Consider the following 18,451-nt stretch of genomic DNA (forward strand, 5'->3'; position numbering starts at 1 on the left):
GACTGACTTTGCTTGACCATTTTGCTATATTGGCAAAAGGCGTCTGGAGGACGCCATTAAACAGGTTGACCATCCGATTGAAGTGACGTATCGATGCTACGAATTGGATCCTACAATGGGCCGTGATAGTAAAGAAAACATGTATGAATTATTAGCCAAGAAATATGGCATGAGTATTGCTCAAGCCAAAGCAAACACGGAAAGAGTTGTACAAATGGCAAAGGAAGTTGGATTGGATTATCAAATGGATACCGTAATCTTAACCAACACTTTCGATGCGCATCGCTTGACCATGTATGCGAAAACACAGGGGCTCATGAAAGAGATGACGGAAAGGATTTTACGTGCGTATTTTACCGAATCCAAACATATTGGGGACCACGAAACCTTAACGGAGCTTGCCGTAGAAGTAGGGTTGAATAGGGAAGAAGTGGAAAAAATGCTCGAAAGTGATGACATGAGTGACGTTGTTCGTACCGATGAGCAAACAGCCAAACAATATGGGGTAACAGGTGTCCCATTCTTCCTGATTAATAAAAAATATGCCCTTACGGGTGCCCAGCCTGCTGAGACGTTTGTTCAGGTATTGAAAAAAGTAATGGCTGAGAATGAAATCACCGTTTTAAACAGCGAAGATGGACTAAATTGTGATGAGGGTGGCTGTGAAATTCCTAAAAAGTAAATAGTCGATTGTGTGAGTTTTCGATAAACACTATCCTTATTTTTTCATGTTTTTTACAATCATCTTGATTTATATGAAAAGGTGAGGTAATATTTACCTTGGAAAAGGTAAACATAGTAATTAAATATTCCCTTTTGGAAGATGATTTAGACAATATTTTATTGAGCTCATACATAAGCCAAAATAGATTCACCCTTGCAATAGGGTTATTCTATTTTGGCTTTTTTTTATTATCGAACTAATGTTGAATCATATTCCACTTAAACTATATCAAAACATTGTGGAGCTGGGAATTGAACCGTACGAAAAAGCAGCTACAAAGGGTAAATTAAAACAGGCAATCCATGATGACAACCAGAAGCAATTCTGATAATAAAAAGGAGGATTAGTAATATGATAAAAATCGGAATAATTGATGATAATGTACAATTCACAGAAATACTGAAAGATTTTCTCTCGACGTTCAATGATATGGATGTGATTGGAGTTGCGCATAATGGCATGGAGGGGATGGAGTTAATAGAGAATCAGAAACCAGACCTTATCATATTAGATTTGATTATGCCATATTCCGATGGTCTGTCTTTATTAAAAAATATTTATGAGGAAAACATAACTACAAAAGTTATAATACTTACCGCTATAGGAACAGAGGATATCATAACACGAGCAAAGGAGTTAGGCGCATCCTACTTTTTGATGAAACCTATTGAACTAAGCAATTTATCAAACATGATCATGTCTATTTGTTCAGAAAGTGTTTCAATGAAAACAATTTTAGAAAAGAAAATACATAACACAAATAATGATGAAAAATTAGAATTAAAAATTTCCGATATTTTACGTTCTATGGGAATTCCGGCAAATCTAAAGGGATATTTTTTTTTAAGAGAAGCTATTCAAATGATAAATAATGGCTGTGAAAGTAGTTTTTCAAAAGTAATTTATCCGGCTATTGCATCCAAATATCATACCACACCAAGCCGCGTAGAAAGAGCTATAAGACATGCAATTGAAGTGGGATGGAATCGAGGGAATATTGAGCAGTTAGATTTTGTATTTGGAAACACAGTAAGTCCATTAAAAGGGAAACCAACTAACGGTGAATTCATAGTTTTAATTGCTGAGCATTTAAGGCTGCAAAAAGGGATGGAAATCGGAAGTTTCACCTCTGTATAATTCGTACAGATACATTTTGTCCTAACAATAGCTCAGTCCTATTTCGACTGAGCTACTTCAAGAATTTATTTAAAAGCTTCTTTCAAGCAATATAAAATCACCTTCTTTGATTTGATTCTTTTTAAACCATCCAAGATTGACTTCTAGAGCATAATGATAAGAAAGTTCCGGATCGTAAGTAGGGCAGATATCCTCTTTACAAGGCAACATATCTAGTATTTTTAGAATCTTACCATCTGAATCAAGAAAAGCAATCGATAAAGGAATTAACGTGTTTTTCATCCAAAAACCACCATATGTTTCTCCTGAAAACACAAATAGCATGCCCTCGTTTTCGGGTAAGTTTTCAACAAACATTAAGCCCTTGTCTCTTTTTTGGGGAGTATCCGCAACTTGCACGGTTAAGTGGATTGCCCTTTCTCCACTGAACACTTTAATCATTTTTGTTTGAAGACTGGTTTCTTTTTTTTGACGAAACAGAAAACCGATAAATTTTAATCCTTTTATCATTCTACTCACTCACCTTGTCTTTTCCCTTCAACACAATAAAAATGATTAGTAAATTAGTTTACTATTATATAGTCACTTTGGTTACATTTTTTATGTTTGCGATAGGGAAGGACTTCGTTGGTTGGTTCTGTTTATTTTGGTATCTGTACCGGTAACAACTAGTGTTTAATCATTTCCATAAGATTTTTGTCTTTCTAATTTTCATGATATCCTTATGAAGAATGTAGAAGGAGGAGGATATAAAATGGCAATTGTTGATATTACGGTGATTCCAGTTGGGACAGGGACACCTAGTGTAAGTGAGTATGTCGCTGAAATACATAAAGTACTGCAACAATATGAAGGTCAGGTGAAGTATCAATTAACCCCGATGAGCACGTTAATCGAAGGTGATTTAAAACTATTGCTGGAGATTGTTCACGAACTACATGAAGTTCCGTATAAGAAAGGATTACAGAGAGTATGTACGAACGTTCGAATTGATGACCGGCGCGACAAGGAAAACACCATGGAACGGAAGTTACAATCGGTGCAATCAAAATTATAGGCATACCAATCGTGTTGTATGTAATAATATTATGTTAACTAAAAACCAAAGTCAGGAACTATCCTAATAAAAATGGTTCCTGGCTTTTTTATGTCTTATTCTCTCATTTCTAGTAGAATGGTAAGAGGATGAGCATGAAAAAGGAGTAATTCAGCGTGAAAAATTATATCATTCGTACAATAATTATGTTTATTATTTGTGTAACGGTGGCCACATATTTTCTTGAAAAGCACCCAGAATTAACTACGCCAGGTCAGAGTCAACCCATTGAGAAGCAGGAAGCCCACGAACCAGAACCACCACTACCGAGTCCATTGCAGCCAATCTATGAAGACGATTCAATAGTATACTCGCTTCAAAACGACCAATTACAGGTTACCTTCAATAAAGGAAGAGATTGGATCCTGGTCCCGGTTGAAAAAGTGAAATTATTTGCAGGAGAATACAATGGGAACGAACAAGAACTTATAGAGAATAGCTATATCCTGACGCAAAATCGTGCTGCCTTTTTATATTCAGAAGGAGAGAGCATCAAATTGAAATATTCTCTAAATCAAGGAAAAACATGGGAAGATAGTGTAGTTAGTGCTCAATATCCGCCCATCCGTTTTCGTAAGGTTGAATTTTTAAATGACAGGTTTGGTTATGCGATCATCTCAGGTGATCGAACCATGTCACAAGAATGGACAACCGTTTATATTACCAATGATGGCGGTAAGCAATGGAAAGAGACAACTCATTCTGGTGTTACTCGATTAATTTATGAAGGAGGTTTTGTTGATGAAAACACAGGCTTCTTATCATTCGGAATCCTTAATCCTGTAGGACCTGATCTATACGTCACACAAGATGGAGGGAACTCCTGGAGTAAAGCAACTGTTGTGATTCCAGAGAAGTATCATGAAATCTTTGTGATGGCTGAAGTCCCTTTTAAAGAAGCAAATCACTTGGCTGTTTTTATCAATCAAGGACCTAATGGCGACTACGAAGGCGGGAAAGTGAAGGGGAAATTTATTTCAAATGATAACGGGAAGAATTGGGAGTTTTCCTTGGAGGTACGCTTCTGATTATTCTGTTCCTATTTAATAGTAGTTGAGAAATATGAGATTGTCAGCAGCCGAAATCGTATGTGGATTTCGGCTTTTTTTTATTAATTTATAAACTTATGTTCTTGAATAATTGAGTTAATAATATGCAAAGATTCCCATTCTCCTGAAGAAAGAAAGGTGATGGGATATTTTTTTGGAAAAAGGGCTTTGCTAATTTGACTAGGGGACAAGCCACCTTCGTAGAGCTTGATAATTTTTCCTTGGAGTTCTAACAAATAATTTAGCTTTCTCTGTAAAGCAGCACGTCCATCCTTTAAAAAGCCAGCATGGCAGCAAAATACATCTCCAAAATCATAGGTTAATACTCTTCTTAACGATTCGATAATGGTTGGAATGCTTTCTTCTCGTAAAATAACCTTTGTTTTTTCCTGGCAATACAAATCCCCAGTAAATAGCTGTCCCGTTTCACGATTTAAAAAAGCTACATGATCGATGGCATGACCTGGTGTGTCAATTACGTCCCAAGTGGCATTTCGGGATGTAAAAGTTTTTCCAATGGCGTTTGCTTGAAATGGCCGGCGCTTCCCCCAGAAAACCTTTCGATACATTGGATAATCAGGCTTCTTTTTACAATAATCCAGCTTCAAATCATTCATATAAATAGGAAGATTCAGCTCTTTTTGTAAAAAAGCTGCACACCCTGTATGATCTTCATGAAAATGTGTGATGACCACTTGATCGATATCTTGTTGTCTAAAAAATGGTTGAAACTCCTTTTCTAATGAAGCGGAACCCGTATCAATGAGAACACCGTCCACAACAAAGCAATGAACATTTAATTTTACCCCTTGAAATGCTACCGTACCGTTTCCAGCTTGAACACCATTTATCGTCTGCTGGCTGAAATTCTTCTTAAGCAACATAAAATAAAACCTCCCCAAACCTTCCTTTGTCAAATTTTAACACAAAATGAATAGTTATTCATTAAATTTAATAATTAAAAATAATAATATTATGTTAACTAAAAAACAAATAGGCGTTTTTCATTCAAAAGGCGGGGGTACAAATCCTCACGCTTCCATACGACTGTCCGAATAAATTGACATAGAAGTCAGTCGTATGGAGGCGAAAAAATGAAAACAGGAAAGTTGTTTTGGGTTATATTGTTAAGTGCTTTTCTAGTTCTTTCAATCCTCCTTGTTTTTATCCGTCACGATTCCACGCCAACAACTACAGAACCTGTGAAAGAACCACAAACTGTAACAGAGACCGGTAAAGATGGGGAGGCGTCAGATAAACCACCTCAGCCACAACCAGAACCAGAGCCTCAACCTGCACCGCCGCCACAAGAGCCGCCTCAAATCTTATGGGGAGTCGATACCGCTAGTCCTCTAGACCAAGCTTTTTTACAATGTGTAGTGGATAACTATGGGAAGCCTTCAGTCTTTGGAAGATATCTTGAGACCAAAGAAGGGGTATCGGCTGGTTTGACACCTGAAGAAGTGGAGCTTCTTCATCAACAAGGGATTAAGATTATCCCCATTTACAACCACTTCACAAACGCTACAACTTATGAAGCCGGGGCACAAGAGGCACAAGCGGCCATTGCATATGCACAACAGATAGGAATCCCGGAGGGGAAGGCGATTTTCGCAGATATCGAACCGACTTACCCAGTGGATGAAGCGTTTATCCGTGGTTGGGTAGACACTTTACTTGGTTCACCTTATAAGCCTGGTATCTACGGGGTGTTTACCAACGAAAGTGCCCTTACTGCCGCATACCAAGCCGCTATCTCTTCCAATCAGAATGTTCAATCCCAGACGATCATCTGGAGTAGTAACCCGGATCCTGGCGTAACTCCCCAGGCCGATGCCCCAGAATTCCAGCCAGGAGCACCCGAAAACGTACCAGTCTCGATTTGGCAATATGGAATTGATGGAGAAACCTGTAACATCGATACGAATCTTATACAATCCAATATCTTAGATTTTTTATGGTAGTGAATGGTGGTTAAAAGAGAGTCTTAGACCCAAAAGACAAATAGGAAATTTCATTAATGGTAAAAATAATTCCGGAGTTATTTTGGTCTTGAGGCAAATGTAGAATTTCGATTGGGAAAGATGGTTGGAGATACATTATTTCAACCAAATCTAAAAGGAGAATTGTTTGTCTCTATACGTACATGTAAGAGTTATTTCACATGCAAACGAAATAAGATTTGTAGTTAAACAAGACCGTAATGAGGTTTTAAGAACTACTTCTTTCGTATTAAAGCAAAAATAAACCTAAACATATACCAATCAAATATTGGGTGCCTTAATCCAGAAGGATTAGGGCACTTCTTGTTGAACTTCTTGAACTCCCTCAGTTTAATACGAATATCTCTCGAATGCTCACTTATTCGCAGGATTCCATAACCCTTGTAATTGGATTTACGGTTAATTGAAATGAGTTCTGATCATCTTGGCTTCGTGAAGGCATAGTTAAATAAAGGAGTCAGCTACCACTCCATATTTTACCATATAATGCACATCTCCACGCCGCCCCTGGAGGCTTTCCCTCCCATGTCTCAACGGGTCAATTGCCCTCTCATTCCTTCGTCATGCCTATCCAAGGGGTGGAGGCCAGTTATGCTAACCTGATGGGTCACAGTGCCCTTTTGTTCAAGAAACCTGGTACTCCGTACATATTTGAAATCCTACGAATAAGACAACATTCAAAATTTAAAGTTAACTATTTTAGATAGTACATCCATTTAACTAATGTTTTATTTCTATGCTGCTAAAGGGATCGATACTTGGATTTTACTTGGACAATAGGACTCATTTCGTCGTGCTATACCTACAAAAATCCTTGCTAGTTTACCGATCAGTTTCATTATTGATTTCATTTTCTTTATCTTTTTAACCTTCACATTATGGTAATGTAGGGCTTTAAATTCGGGGTTATTCATCACTAGGCTCATAGTTGCTAAGTAGAGGAAGCGTCGTAGTCTTGACCTTCCACGCTTTGAAATCACAATCTGACCTTTCCATTTTCCTGAACTTGCTTCAGCTAGATGTAATCCCGCATGTCGTAATAGAGAGTTTCCGTGAGAGAATCCACTTAGATCTCCTGACTCGCCTAGTATCCCAGCTAATGAAATTTCACTTATTCCTTTAATCATAAGTAGTTTTTTTGCAAAAGGTATTTTGTTGAGAACTTCTTTTACTTGTTGTTCAACTCTTTCGAGTTGTTTTACAGCGAGGTCATATTCTTCTAATAATTGCTCTAGGTGGAATTTATAAGCATCAAGTGCTTGTCCAGTTCCAATAGAAGATTTTGCTAGATTGATCAATAAATGAGCTTTTCTAGGTCCTGGTTGTCTTTTCATTAATGACTTCCATCCCCTCTGGACATCCAGTGAATCCAATAAAGATATTTCATCTGGAGTTGGAAACAAACGAAGGGTTGCGATGGCTCCTTTGCACGAAACATCGTTAAACACTTGTCGCAACTCAGGAAAGACAACATCCACCCATCGATTTATTTGATTTATTGACATTACGAGACGTTTTACAATAGCATCACGGTTAGACATTAGAACTCTAAGTTTTTCAAATGATTCTGAAGATGGACGAATATAAGAATAGTAGCCGTTTTTGACCATATCTGCGATAACTAGTGCATCTTTTTTATCACTCTTAGATTGAGTATTATCACGATTCTCTTTATTCCTTTTTACTAAGTAGGGATTGACTGTTACTACCTCAATGTTTTGGTTATATAACCAAGTTGATAGGTTAATCCAGTAATGGCCTGTAGGCTCCATACCTACTATTGCTTCATTTAAGTTTTTTAATCTTTTTAAACCTTGTATCCAGTTTAATAGTTTAAAGAACCCTTCTTCATTATTTTCAAATGAAATAGGATCTCCGACTACAATTCCACGAAAATTAACTGCTCTTGCAACATGTAGTTGTTGAGCAATATCTACACCCACAATTAGATGTGTATCGGAAATTCTTTCTATTAGTTGATTTTGTTTGTCTTGCATTTTAAAATTCATAGTAGGGTTCCTCCTAATGTTGTGAGTTAGAGTGGTGTCTATACTCATATCTTACTGAGGAGCCCTATTTTTTTCAAAGTTGAAATATAGCGATCTACAGGAATGCTAAAGGGGCAGGATAGTTTATTTATCTGGTTTTTTATTCACTGATTCCGGTTTGGATAACGTGTACCTTTACATCCAATTGAACAGGAACATTGGGATAGATGCCCTTCCATTTATCTGAGTCAAACGCTCTGTAATGTGCTTCATATTTGGCGCCAAGCCCTAAGGGATCAACCATTTCTTTCTGAAATTGGGTGATAAGTCTTAATCCGTCCCTTTTTAGTTGGGATTCCAATTGTTTTTCAATATTCTCTACAGAAAGAAGACGTGATCCGTGAGCATGAGAAGAATACTCCATAATTCTCACTTTCATATTTATGGAAATAGTAAATGTAGGATCTTTGCCATTCATTTTAATTTGATAAGCCGGTTTTGACTTGATGCTCTCAAGAGAAATTTTATCTCCATTTGCCATGGTTGCTTGGTGAAAACCGTTTTTCTGTTTTTCAACCAAACTTAGAAAGATAAAAGTGTCGGCTTTGCTTACTTCCATTACCAATTTGTCATCTTTCATAATCCCTAAGCTAGAAATGATAATTTCATCCCCTTTTACAGAGATGATGGGCAGATATGGGTCATAGCCGTCCTGATAATATTGATACATGAACGAATTAAAATCAATGTTCGGAATGGTCTCACTTCTAATGCTCTGTTCCACCATTTCCTGCAGATGTAACGCGATATTTTCTACTTCCTTAAATGGCTTATTGAACACTTCTTTCGTTTTACCATCCACGATGGCTAATTGAGAAATCCTCCCAATGGACGGGTCACGATTGTAGGTGTCAAGAATAGGAAATATCCCTTTTTCGGAAAGACTTTTGCTGAAAAGTATTATCCGGATTTGTCCGCTGACCAGATGAAAACGTGTTTTTCGGCTTGCATCCTGCCTAGATTCCTTGCTGCTATCTCCGATTCCCGAGATAGTCTTTGCTGTAGGAGGCTCTTTTCCGCCTTTGAAAATGGGAAAGACAAAATAGCTTTGAATTAAATCACCTTCGCCTTCATCATACCCTGCTCCCTGAATGATATCCAATTCATTCAGTTCTTTAGTCGGAAGAAGTGGTTCACATCCTCCAAGCAAGAACAATGTTATGACAAAGACGTATATTTTATGCCTTTTCATGCTACCTTGCTCCTTTTCCATATTAAAAAAATCAACCATAATATGGGGATATATACATAAAAGAGCCCTAAATGAACATAGCTCACCCATTTCTGATAGGCAGTAATACTCTCGCTATCTGTTAGAAATTGACACCCTGCAATGTTAAATAAAAGCAAAAACAAAAGCGGATACTTTTGTTTGACTCCGAATACCAATTTCAACCCCCTGCTGCCGCACCATAAAAATGTAGCAAGAATGGCTATTATGACGAGCATATACATTGAAATATATATATATTCAAAACGTTCAAGAAATGAATAATGGATGAGTTTCGATAGAGTCAGCTCCGGCCATATCAGCTTACGAATCTGATTTTCACTGAAAAACAGGAAATTGTTGAGAACAGACATTGTATACAACACTGTTGTCAGAAGAATACCTAAATGAGCATATCTTTGAGATACTTGATTTTTTCGTATAAAAGGATAAATCATTAAAATTACTTCAAACCCCGCCATCGTATAAATGCTCGCTTTTATTCCACTGATGATGTCCGAAAAGGAATGATCCAAGACCGGAAGCAGATTATCGATGTGGTAATAAGGAATTGGAAAAATAAACAGAGGTAATTGGCCAAGCATCGGAAAAATTACCGACAAGAAGCAGATCCCGACTACTACTCGAAAACCTCTTGAAATTATATAATAGACAAGTAGCATTAATATGCTGGAGATTATCCAGCTGGGAAGGGAGGGAAACATCCATACCTGAACAATTTCAATATACGAGCGTAAAACTGAAAGACTGATTAACGCGAAATAGAATATGATAATTAAACTAAACAATCCCCCCAAATATTTTCCCCATACTTTTTGATGAATATGAATGATATCCCCATCTGCAGCACTGACCAGTTTATACATTACAAACATCAATATTTGTATTCCCATACCGGCAAGCAGTACAGAAATCCATCCGTCGTAACCGGCTTCTTTTGCTACGTTGCGTTGAAAACTTAACATTCCTACTCCTACCTGAGATGCAATAATAATAAATAATAATAAATAAGGAGACACCTGAAATTTTGTATCTATTTGCATGGAATCCTCCTTACTATTCATTAAAATCAGTTATCTTTTTTGGGTAAGTGATATTTCGTGTTGACTTCTTTTTCTTTTCTGGCTTCAGGTTCTGAGGATTTTGCTGCTGTCTAGAAAAGGGGAGCCTAAACCATAAATCTTGAAAAGATGTTTTACGAATCGGGTACATTCCCGCAAACGGACTCCCGAAGGAAGATAAACTAATCACATGAACGAGCGTAAACAAAAAACCGATATAGACTCCAAAAAGTCCTAAAAACTGGGCTAATAACAAAAGGGGAAATTTGATAAAGCGAACACTGTTTCCTGTTTTGTAAATAGGTGTAATATAATTGGATAGAGTGCTAAAGCACACTAAGATAACGAGAATATTACTCGTTAAACCTGCCTCCACAATAGCCTGTCCAATGACAATCCCGCCTACAATCCCCAGTGTTTGTGCCACTCTGAAGGGTAGATGGGCTCCAGCTTCTTTAATTAATTCAATTATTATTTCCAACAGTAAGACTTCCAAAAATGGAGGAAATGGAACCGTAAACCTTGAGGAAGCCAAAGTTCCAAGAAGCCGTGAAGGAATTAGCTCATAATGGTAGGTTAATATCGCAACATATAAAGGCGTAATGAATATGGCTAGGTAAAATGTAAAAAAACGCAAAAAACGATAAACACTGGCAATAATCCATGGATAACTGTAATCCTCCATAGAAATAAAGGCTTCAATTAAAGTAACCGGCAGGATAATTACATCAGGTGAGCCATCTACAACCAGGACGATTTTACCCTCCGATAACCCTCCGACCACCCTGTCGCATCTTTCTGATATAATTGTTAATGGAAATATAGTGGCAGTATGATCACTAATCATACTCTCAATATAAGAGCTGTCAGATATATGATCGTATTTGATATTACTAACCCGTTCTATTATTTCATTTACTAATTCGGTATTAGCGGTTCCATCCATATATAAGATCGCAACCTTGGTTTTAGATAAGTCTCCAACCGTAATTTCCGTAGAGCACAATTCCGGTACGGGAAGACGTTTTCTAATTAGGTTGACATTAGTATCGAGTTCTTCCACAAATCCAACCTGTGGTCCTAATACCGAAGGCTCTTTTTGTGGAGGACCAACTGTTCGAAATTCCGCGTTAGCAACATTCACCAAAAGACATTGTTTGTCCTGTTTTTGCAATCGAATGGCAACATGACCATTTAGTATCTTTTCAATTATTTTTTTTTCATCGTCCGTTGATACAATTTCTTGAATTGGAATCTTAGTAACTAATTGTGCGAGAGATAGTGCAGTATCCAGATATGGAAGAACATCTCTGTTTAAAATCTCAGTCTTTATTAGTGTGCGATAATAAGCAATCCAGAATGGTTGGGATGACTTTAGCGATGAATGATAGTCAACAAAATCATTTGACTTAGATAGTTGGAAACTCCAGTGATGTTTATCAAGTAAATGACCTTTAGGTTCATCTTTATTTTTCATGCCAATTTTTAGCATAATTATATTCCTCAGTTACTTTTTTACATTATTTTTTTCGTTAATTGAAAATTTATTCATAGAAGAGATCAAAAAGGTAAATTATTAAACAACAACAGGATTAACTTTCTTGATAAGTCTCAGATAAAAACTATCGGTAAGAAATAATTGAATATAAGAGTGTAAATAAACTAAAGTGCATTACTCCAAGAAGGAGTAATGCACTTTAGTTTATTTTACAGATAACTTTGAAGAGTTGAGCAAGTTGAGCTTTCTAGGTTCAAGTTAACACAAAATCCTACCCGAGCCATATCGTAAATCAAACGCTTAAGTTGAATGAACATGGTGAGAATGAAAGAATTATTTTCTGGCCCAACCCTTTGTAGACTCTCCTTTCTAATAATCTGTTGAGACGGTTTGCAAATATTTAATAAATTCCTTTTCTAGATAGCTAAAATATTGATTATTTAATCGAATCCATCCGAATGGAATTGTTGTAATTCCACAATCTATTAATGGAATAAGAACAATGCTTCCATTCTTTACATAGATATCATCATTTAATGCCAAATCAATAATAAAGGTAATCGCTATGCCATCAACAACCGCTCTTTTTACGGTCTCTGAATTATTCGACATAAACAGAACTTCCATTTCCCCATAATCATTGAAAAACTGTTCAATAAATTTTTTCATATTAACCCCATTAAACATGGCAAGGGGTTGATCTAAGATTTCCTTTGGAGATAACGTGTGATGTAAAGATAAAGGGGAGTTTTTATTGACACAGACATTTAATTTTCCAGATACTAAGGTCCCATATTTTAAATCATTCGAGTTTTGAATATTTTCATTAATGTAGACTAAACCAATATCGATCCTATTATTTCTAATATCATCAATAATTTCATTTTCTGGTTGTTCCGTTATTTCCAGTTTAACCCCGGGATAATCTTTTTTAAAAAGCGGAATTACTTTTAATAATAGGGTCATTACACTCGGACTTGATGAGATTTTTAATTTCCCATGGATACTGGTCGTTATTTCTTGAGCCTCTTCTTTTAACAGTTGAAGCTTGGAAACAATTTCAAAAGCTATTTTTACAATTTTTTCACCATCTTCTGTGAGTAGGGTTCCTGATTTTGATCTGTTAAATAGTTTCATACCTAATTCATTTTCTAAATTACTAATGGATCGGCTAATTCCAGACTGTGATATCTTTAGATTTTCAGAAGCAATGGAGATGGATTTCGTTTTCGCAACTTCGACAACATACTCTAATTGCTCAATATTCATAGTAAACTCCTTTGTATGAGTTTTAATCAAGTATACATGACTAAGGGATGTTTTACATGCTATAGAATCAATAATAAAATATAAAAAGTTGAGTCAAAAGCTAGTTATTAGAAGGAGGCTATATAAAAAAACTAAGCTCATAATCAAATGATTGTCAAAGAAATAGATGAGACTACTCTTTTTCAGGTGAAAAGGAATCAAAAAATAATGAACTCATATATTTTTCATTTCTTGTTCTGAATTATTAATGATTATGTTTACTAACCCATGGTTTCATCTTCTAATGAAATAGTAATCAAATCATTAGAATATCCTCTCAGGTAAAAATTATTATGCATTTATTATTTACTTGTATGATAAATAGAAAAAGGAGTGTCTGTTCTGAGAAACCTATCAATGAAAAAATACACTATCATCGTTCTAGCATTATTAATCATTTCAGGTTGTCAGGGTCGATACTATGTTGTTGAAGAAAGTACAAAAATTTCAAATCAGCAAACTAAAAAAGATGATAAAGAAATGAACACCCATCATAATCTAGATGATCAAAAAACTTCAAGAGATAAAGTTTCAACTAACGAAAAGCAATCCAATACGAAAAAACCCGAACAAATTAAACAACCAAACATCGAGATTTCACAAAATCCATCTTCATCTGTAAAAGAATCACCAATTGTTGTTAAAAAGGAACCATCTAAATCAATCAAAAAACCAGTAGAAAAACCAGTCGAAAATAAAGATTCTATACAAGTAGTTGCTCAACCGAATAGTATTCCGGTAGTGGTTAATAAATCATTATCTTTGCCTGAAAATTTTGTGCCACAAAATCTCATGTACCTTAATGTTCCTTTTATCTTTTCAGGTAATAGTGAAAAACGAATGATGAGAAAAGAAGCAGCTATTGAGCTAGAACGTCTATTTGCAGGGGCAAAAAAAGATGGAGTGACTCTTTTAGGAGTTTCAGCATATCGCTCTTATCGAACTCAAAAAGCTCTTTTTGAACGTTATGTAGCAATTGATGGGTATGAAAAAGCAAGGACATACAGTGCAGTTCCTGGTACAAGTGAACATCAGACAGGACTAGCTATTGATGTAACAGGAGGAAATGGCAAGTGTCCTGCAGAAGATTGCTTTGCTGGAACGATAGAGGCTGCCTGGTTAGAGCAAAATGCAGCTAAGTACGGTTTTATTATCCGATATCCAAAAGGAAAAGATATGATTACAGGGTATAAATATGAACCCTGGCATTTGAGATATGTAGGTAAAGATGTTGCGGTAGATGTTTCAACTAAAGGGATTACTCTTGAAGAATATTTTAATACACTTCCAGTCTCTAAATAACGAAAAGTCCTGGATCACCAGGGCTTTTTTATATGTTTACTGATAGTAAGACAAAGGATTCGTATAGAAAAGGAGTTCTAAGCTATGAAGAATCATATTAAAGAACAAGCGCTTGTTCAATTAATCATAGAAAATAAGGAGAATTTTTATAGGTTAGCTTTTAGTTATGTGAAGAATAAAGATGATGCATTAGATATTGTACAGGAATCTATTCATAAGGCGCTTTTATCAATTGGCAATTTAAAAGAAGAACAGAAACTAAAAAGCTGGTTTTATAGGATTGTTGTAAATAAATCTTTAGACTTCTTAAGAAAACACAGAAGAGTCAATGTGATGGATGATACAATTCTGGAGCTTTATAGTAATGGAAATTATGATGACTATCAGAATATTGATCTTGAAAGATGTTTAGACGATTTACCAGAGAAGTTTCGAACAGTGATAGTACTTCGCTATTTTGAGGATTTAAAAATTGAGGAAATTGCTGAGATATTGAAGGAAAATCAAAATACTGTAAAAACTCGATTATATAAAGCATTATCTATGTTAAGAATTCAGCTGGAACAAACCAAGTTATTAAAGGAGAGATAGAATGGATAAAAATCTAGAAAGGTTAAAATCTAAATATATGGATATAGAAATTCCTTCAGATCTCGATGATGTAGTTAATAAAGCTTTAAATAGTCCTCGCAAAAAGAACAGAACACCAATAAAATTACTTGTCGGCTCAGGAGCTGCTGCACTACTATGGGTAGTATTAAATACCAATCCAGTACTAGCTAAAAGTTTATCAGATGTTCCAGTGATTGGGAATGTAATTAATGTCATGACTTTCGTAGAATTTAAGGTGGACGAAGAAAAACATCATGCAAACATAAAAGTGCCGATTATTTCGAATTTAAAGGATAAAGATTTAGAAATAAGCCTAAGTGAAAAATATTTAAAAGAGAACAAACAGCTTTATCAAGAATTTATGCAAGAAGTGGAACCCTTGAAGAAACAAGGAGATGGCCATATTGGAGTGGAAAGCGGCTATGTAGTAAAGACAGACAATGAAAAAATATTGTCTATAGGCAGATATGTCGTAAATACTGTAGGATCTTCTTCAACCACATTTAAATACGATACAATTGATAAGAAGAAACAAGTGATATTAACATTACCTATTTTATTTAAAAATCAAAATTACATTGAAACTATTAGCGAAAATATTAAAGATCAAATGAAACAGCAAATGAAGGAAGATAAAACTAAGGTATACTGGATCCTTGATGAAGGAGTGGAAAATCCTATAGACCCGTTTGAAAAAATAACAGCAAACCATAACTTTTATATAAACCAGGATAACAAATTAGTTATTTCCTTTGATAAATATGAGGTGGCACCAGGGTATATGGGGGTTGTAGAATTTATTATTCCTACTGAATTACTTTCTGATGATTTATTAGGTAGTGAGTATATAAAGTGAAAATATTGGTTTTTAAATTTATTTTAATAAGGGAAAAGGAAGGAAGTTAACTTTTCTTGTAATTTATCTTGTAAAGCAATCATGATTTCTTGAATGAAAAATAAGGATTTCCGAAACTGAGTTAAAGAATTGAAATATTACTCATTTATTGCAAACTTTTCTCATCCTTTAGTACGTCTTAGTATGGTGAGACAACAACAAAAGGGGAGAATTAGGGATGCAACAATTTAAAAAGAAGGTTTCTATATTATTCATTGTTTTTATTCTATCGTACGCCGGGTTTAGTGAAACGTCCTTTATTCAAAAAGCAATCGCAGGAGAAAACAACTATGTAACAACCGCTAATTTGAATGTACGAACAGGACCTTCCACGAAATACGTCATTTTAGGGGTTATCCAAAAAGGTGAACGAGTAGACGTAAAGAGTGCAGCAGGTACAGGATGGTACCAAATCCTTTATAAAGAGAAAATAGCGTATGTAAGCAGTCAGTACGTGAAAATCATGATAAACGAACAATCGGAAGAAAAAAACTATGAAACAACCGCTAATTTGAATGTAAGAACAGGACCTTCCACGAAATACGCCATTTTAGGAGTTATCAAGAAAGGTGAACGAGTAGACGTAGTGAGTGCAGCAGGAACAGGATGGTACCAAATCCTTTATAAGGAGAAAAAAGCGTATGTAAGCAGTCAGTACGTGAAAATCATGATTAACGAACAATCGGAAGAAAAAAACTATGCATCAACCGCTAATTTGAATGTACGAACAGGACCTTCCACGAAATTCGCCATCTTAGGGGTTATCCAAAAAGGCGAACGAGTTGACGTAAAAAGTGCAACAGGGACAGGATGGTATCAAATCCTCTATAAAGAGAAAAAAGCGTATGTAAGCGGTCAGTACGTGAAAATTATGAATAAGGAACAATGGAAAGAAGAAGTGATTCCTGTGGTGGCAAAACCGGATGATCTTGCCGTATTAATTAATAAACTGAACAAATTGCCGGAAAATTTTGTGCCGAAAAACTTAATTGATTCAGGAATCTCATTTCCGTTTACGAATAGCACAGAAAAACAGAAATTACGAAAAGAAGCGGCCCTTGCTATTCAAACATTAGTGCGTGATGCAAAAGAAGCAGGGTATACGATTGTTGGTGTTTCTGGTTACCGTTCGCACAAGACACAAGTCTCGGTATTTGAATCATACGTAAAACAAGATGGGTATGAAAAAGCTCGTATGTATAGTGCGATCCCTGGCACAAGTGAACATCAAACCGGACTCGCAATTGACGTGGGAAACAGTAGTGCAACATGTGCAGCAACATCTTGTTTTCAGAACACACAAGAAGCGAAATGGTTGCAACTTCATGTAGCTGAATATGGGTTCATTATTCGGTATCCAAAAGGAAAAGAATCCATAACTGGGTATCAATATGAACCATGGCATCTTCGATATGTCGGAAAAGTTGTCGCAACAGAAATTATGAAACAGGGAATCACATTAGAAGAGTTCCACAAGGGACTATTGGTAAAACAAGGTTCATAAAAAGTCCCTTCAATCGCTAAATAATATTGGAAAAAGCCGACTTTTTAATCAATTGTTAAGACGACAGACGTGCGAAACAGGTTTTCATTGAAATGAGTTGTTTCCATTCTTCTGCATAGCCAGGTGGTGAATGTGAATAATTAACTTAAACTACCGGGTGCTTTAGTTAAAATAAGTTTTAGGTATTCCTAATAAAAAAACTCGCCCAATTTGATCTGCCCCGTAAATGTTAGACACCATTCATGGCTAAATTTAGTACGGAGGATAAATTTGCGGCTGTTCAGTGCTATTTACAAGGCAATGATAGTTATCGTACGATAGGGGCTTCCATTGGAGCACACTCTTCACTAGTAAAAACTTGGGTGAAGCAATACGAGAAAAACGGTGTAGAAGCGTTTCAAAAATCCTATACAAGTTTGTCAACAGAGTTTAAACTAAACGTACTAAAATATATGAATGATTACGGGACGTCACCGAATGAAACAGGTGCTATTTTTAAGATAGCTGATCCTTCTACAATTCGAAAATGGAGAAGGCAGTTAGAAGAACATGGAATTGATGCCCTTAAATCAAAGAAAAAGGGGCGTCCATCCATGAAAAAAGATACAACGAAAACAGAAACACAAAAACCAAAAACCAACCAACCAATACCGGGCCAAGAATCTGTGGAGGCTTTACAATCAAAAGTTGAACGTTTAGAAATGGAGATTGCCTACTTAAAAAAGTTGAATGCTTTAGTTCAAATGCAGGAAAAATTACAAACAAAATCAAAGCGCAAGTAATTTTTGAACTAAAGCATAAGTATGAGATTGTGGACCTAGTTGAAGTCGCTGACATGAAACGCAGCACTTATTATTATTGGGAAAAACGATTAAATCAAGCTGATAAATATGACAAGGTAAAAGAGGCTATTAAAGAGATTTTCACCTTGTTACAATAATTTGATAAAAGAGGCATGTCTCTAAATGAGACATGCCATTTCT

The 18,451-nt window shown here is 35.8% G+C and carries 17 protein-coding genes; 10 read left to right on the plus strand and 7 right to left on the minus strand.

What is annotated here, in order from left to right; translation table 11 throughout:
• Positions 1 to 28: 28 nt before the first annotated feature.
• Together ACIQAA_RS23080 and spo0A are read left to right on the plus strand one after the other, a co-directional pair.
• Positions 29 to 682, plus strand: a complete 654-nt coding sequence (locus ACIQAA_RS23080) for a DsbA family oxidoreductase (protein ID WP_402624484.1) — start codon at positions 29 to 31, stop codon at positions 680 to 682.
• A gap of 393 nt (positions 683 to 1,075) precedes the next feature.
• The gene (gene spo0A, locus ACIQAA_RS23085) at positions 1,076 to 1,861 is read left to right on the plus strand and encodes a sporulation transcription factor Spo0A (RefSeq protein ID WP_402624201.1); all 786 of its coding nucleotides are present in this window, start codon (positions 1,076 to 1,078) and stop codon (positions 1,859 to 1,861) included.
• Between the two features lie 69 nt (positions 1,862 to 1,930).
• Here spo0A and ACIQAA_RS23090 read toward each other — a convergent pair whose 3' ends face one another.
• Positions 1,931 to 2,371, minus strand: a complete 441-nt coding sequence (locus ACIQAA_RS23090) for a DUF192 domain-containing protein (protein ID WP_402624204.1) — start codon at positions 2,369 to 2,371, stop codon at positions 1,931 to 1,933.
• A 244-nt stretch (positions 2,372 to 2,615) separates the two neighbouring features.
• On the opposite strand from ACIQAA_RS23090, the gene ACIQAA_RS23095 reads away from it, so the two are divergent.
• Together ACIQAA_RS23095 and ACIQAA_RS23100 are read left to right on the plus strand one after the other, a co-directional pair.
• Entirely contained in the window at positions 2,616 to 2,918 is a 303-nt protein-coding gene (locus tag ACIQAA_RS23095) for an MTH1187 family thiamine-binding protein (RefSeq protein ID WP_402624206.1), read from the plus strand.
• Between the two features lie 155 nt (positions 2,919 to 3,073).
• Entirely contained in the window at positions 3,074 to 3,985 is a 912-nt protein-coding gene (locus ACIQAA_RS23100) for a WD40/YVTN/BNR-like repeat-containing protein (RefSeq protein WP_402624209.1), read from the plus strand.
• Between the two features lie 83 nt (positions 3,986 to 4,068).
• Here ACIQAA_RS23100 and ACIQAA_RS23105 read toward each other — a convergent pair whose 3' ends face one another.
• Entirely contained in the window at positions 4,069 to 4,890 is an 822-nt protein-coding gene (locus ACIQAA_RS23105) for an MBL fold metallo-hydrolase (RefSeq protein ID WP_402624211.1), read from the minus strand.
• A gap of 210 nt (positions 4,891 to 5,100) precedes the next feature.
• Between ACIQAA_RS23105 and ACIQAA_RS23110 the strand changes: the two genes are divergently transcribed.
• Entirely contained in the window at positions 5,101 to 5,970 is an 870-nt protein-coding gene (locus ACIQAA_RS23110) for a glycoside hydrolase domain-containing protein (protein WP_402624214.1), read from the plus strand.
• A gap of 773 nt (positions 5,971 to 6,743) precedes the next feature.
• On the opposite strand, the gene ACIQAA_RS23115 is transcribed toward ACIQAA_RS23110, so the two are convergent.
• From ACIQAA_RS23115 to ACIQAA_RS23135, 5 genes are all read right to left on the minus strand, one after another.
• The gene (locus ACIQAA_RS23115) at positions 6,744 to 8,018 is read right to left on the minus strand and encodes an IS110 family RNA-guided transposase (RefSeq protein WP_402624217.1); all 1,275 of its coding nucleotides are present in this window, start codon (positions 8,016 to 8,018) and stop codon (positions 6,744 to 6,746) included.
• Between the two features lie 139 nt (positions 8,019 to 8,157).
• Positions 8,158 to 9,249: a Ger(x)C family spore germination protein gene (locus ACIQAA_RS23120; protein ID WP_402624219.1), complete on the minus strand. Its 1,092-nt coding sequence runs from the start codon at positions 9,247 to 9,249 to the stop codon at positions 8,158 to 8,160.
• Positions 9,246 to 10,331, minus strand: coding sequence for a GerAB/ArcD/ProY family transporter (locus tag ACIQAA_RS23125; protein WP_402624222.1), 1,086 nt, complete (start codon positions 10,329 to 10,331; stop codon positions 9,246 to 9,248). Before ACIQAA_RS23125 ends, ACIQAA_RS23120 begins: the two co-directional genes overlap by 4 nt.
• Before the next feature lie 13 nt (positions 10,332 to 10,344).
• The gene (locus ACIQAA_RS23130) at positions 10,345 to 11,841 is read right to left on the minus strand and encodes a spore germination protein (RefSeq protein ID WP_402624224.1); all 1,497 of its coding nucleotides are present in this window, start codon (positions 11,839 to 11,841) and stop codon (positions 10,345 to 10,347) included.
• A 375-nt stretch (positions 11,842 to 12,216) separates the two neighbouring features.
• On the minus strand, positions 12,217 to 13,116 hold the full coding sequence (locus ACIQAA_RS23135; protein WP_402624227.1) for a LysR family transcriptional regulator: 900 nt from the start codon (positions 13,114 to 13,116) through the stop codon (positions 12,217 to 12,219).
• A 396-nt stretch (positions 13,117 to 13,512) separates the two neighbouring features.
• Between ACIQAA_RS23135 and ACIQAA_RS23140 the strand changes: the two genes are divergently transcribed.
• From ACIQAA_RS23140 to ACIQAA_RS23160, 5 genes are all read left to right on the plus strand, one after another.
• On the plus strand, positions 13,513 to 14,457 hold the full coding sequence (locus ACIQAA_RS23140; RefSeq protein WP_402624230.1) for a M15 family metallopeptidase: 945 nt from the start codon (positions 13,513 to 13,515) through the stop codon (positions 14,455 to 14,457).
• Between the two features lie 84 nt (positions 14,458 to 14,541).
• On the plus strand, positions 14,542 to 15,048 hold the full coding sequence (locus ACIQAA_RS23145; RefSeq protein WP_402624233.1) for an RNA polymerase sigma factor SigV: 507 nt from the start codon (positions 14,542 to 14,544) through the stop codon (positions 15,046 to 15,048).
• Between the two features lies 1 nt (position 15,049).
• Complete coding sequence (gene rsiV, locus ACIQAA_RS23150) at positions 15,050 to 15,925, plus strand: anti-sigma-V factor RsiV (RefSeq protein ID WP_402624235.1); 876 nt, start codon at positions 15,050 to 15,052, stop codon at positions 15,923 to 15,925.
• A gap of 217 nt (positions 15,926 to 16,142) precedes the next feature.
• Complete coding sequence (locus ACIQAA_RS23155; protein WP_402624237.1) at positions 16,143 to 17,468, plus strand: D-alanyl-D-alanine carboxypeptidase family protein; 1,326 nt, start codon at positions 16,143 to 16,145, stop codon at positions 17,466 to 17,468.
• A 242-nt stretch (positions 17,469 to 17,710) separates the two neighbouring features.
• Positions 17,711 to 18,250 (plus strand): helix-turn-helix domain-containing protein, encoded by a 540-nt coding sequence (locus ACIQAA_RS23160; protein WP_402624238.1) that lies wholly within the window; start codon positions 17,711 to 17,713, stop codon positions 18,248 to 18,250.
• The last annotated feature ends 201 nt before the right edge of the window (positions 18,251 to 18,451 follow it).

The organism is Neobacillus sp. NPDC093182, assembly GCF_044754045.1.

Excerpts from the sequence above, each read along its gene's own strand:
- spo0A (WP_402624201.1), top strand. The coding sequence starts at position 1,076 with ATGATAAAAATCGGAATAATTGATGATAATGTACAATTCACAGAAATA.
- ACIQAA_RS23090 (WP_402624204.1), bottom strand. The coding sequence starts at position 2,371 with ATGATAAAAGGATTAAAATTTATCGGTTTTCTGTTTCGTCAAAAAAAA.
- ACIQAA_RS23095 (WP_402624206.1), top strand. The coding sequence starts at position 2,616 with ATGGCAATTGTTGATATTACGGTGATTCCAGTTGGGACAGGGACACCT.
- ACIQAA_RS23105 (WP_402624211.1), bottom strand. The coding sequence starts at position 4,890 with ATGTTGCTTAAGAAGAATTTCAGCCAGCAGACGATAAATGGTGTTCAA.
- ACIQAA_RS23110 (WP_402624214.1), top strand. The coding sequence starts at position 5,101 with ATGAAAACAGGAAAGTTGTTTTGGGTTATATTGTTAAGTGCTTTTCTA.
- ACIQAA_RS23115 (WP_402624217.1), bottom strand. The coding sequence starts at position 8,018 with ATGAATTTTAAAATGCAAGACAAACAAAATCAACTAATAGAAAGAATT.
- ACIQAA_RS23120 (WP_402624219.1), bottom strand. The coding sequence starts at position 9,249 with ATGAAAAGGCATAAAATATACGTCTTTGTCATAACATTGTTCTTGCTT.
- ACIQAA_RS23125 (WP_402624222.1), bottom strand. The coding sequence starts at position 10,331 with ATGCAAATAGATACAAAATTTCAGGTGTCTCCTTATTTATTATTATTT.
- ACIQAA_RS23130 (WP_402624224.1), bottom strand. The coding sequence starts at position 11,841 with ATGCTAAAAATTGGCATGAAAAATAAAGATGAACCTAAAGGTCATTTA.
- ACIQAA_RS23135 (WP_402624227.1), bottom strand. The coding sequence starts at position 13,116 with ATGAATATTGAGCAATTAGAGTATGTTGTCGAAGTTGCGAAAACGAAA.
- ACIQAA_RS23140 (WP_402624230.1), top strand. The coding sequence starts at position 13,513 with ATGAAAAAATACACTATCATCGTTCTAGCATTATTAATCATTTCAGGT.
- ACIQAA_RS23145 (WP_402624233.1), top strand. The coding sequence starts at position 14,542 with ATGAAGAATCATATTAAAGAACAAGCGCTTGTTCAATTAATCATAGAA.
- rsiV (WP_402624235.1), top strand. The coding sequence starts at position 15,050 with ATGGATAAAAATCTAGAAAGGTTAAAATCTAAATATATGGATATAGAA.
- ACIQAA_RS23155 (WP_402624237.1), top strand. The coding sequence starts at position 16,143 with ATGCAACAATTTAAAAAGAAGGTTTCTATATTATTCATTGTTTTTATT.
- ACIQAA_RS23160 (WP_402624238.1), top strand. The coding sequence starts at position 17,711 with ATGGCTAAATTTAGTACGGAGGATAAATTTGCGGCTGTTCAGTGCTAT.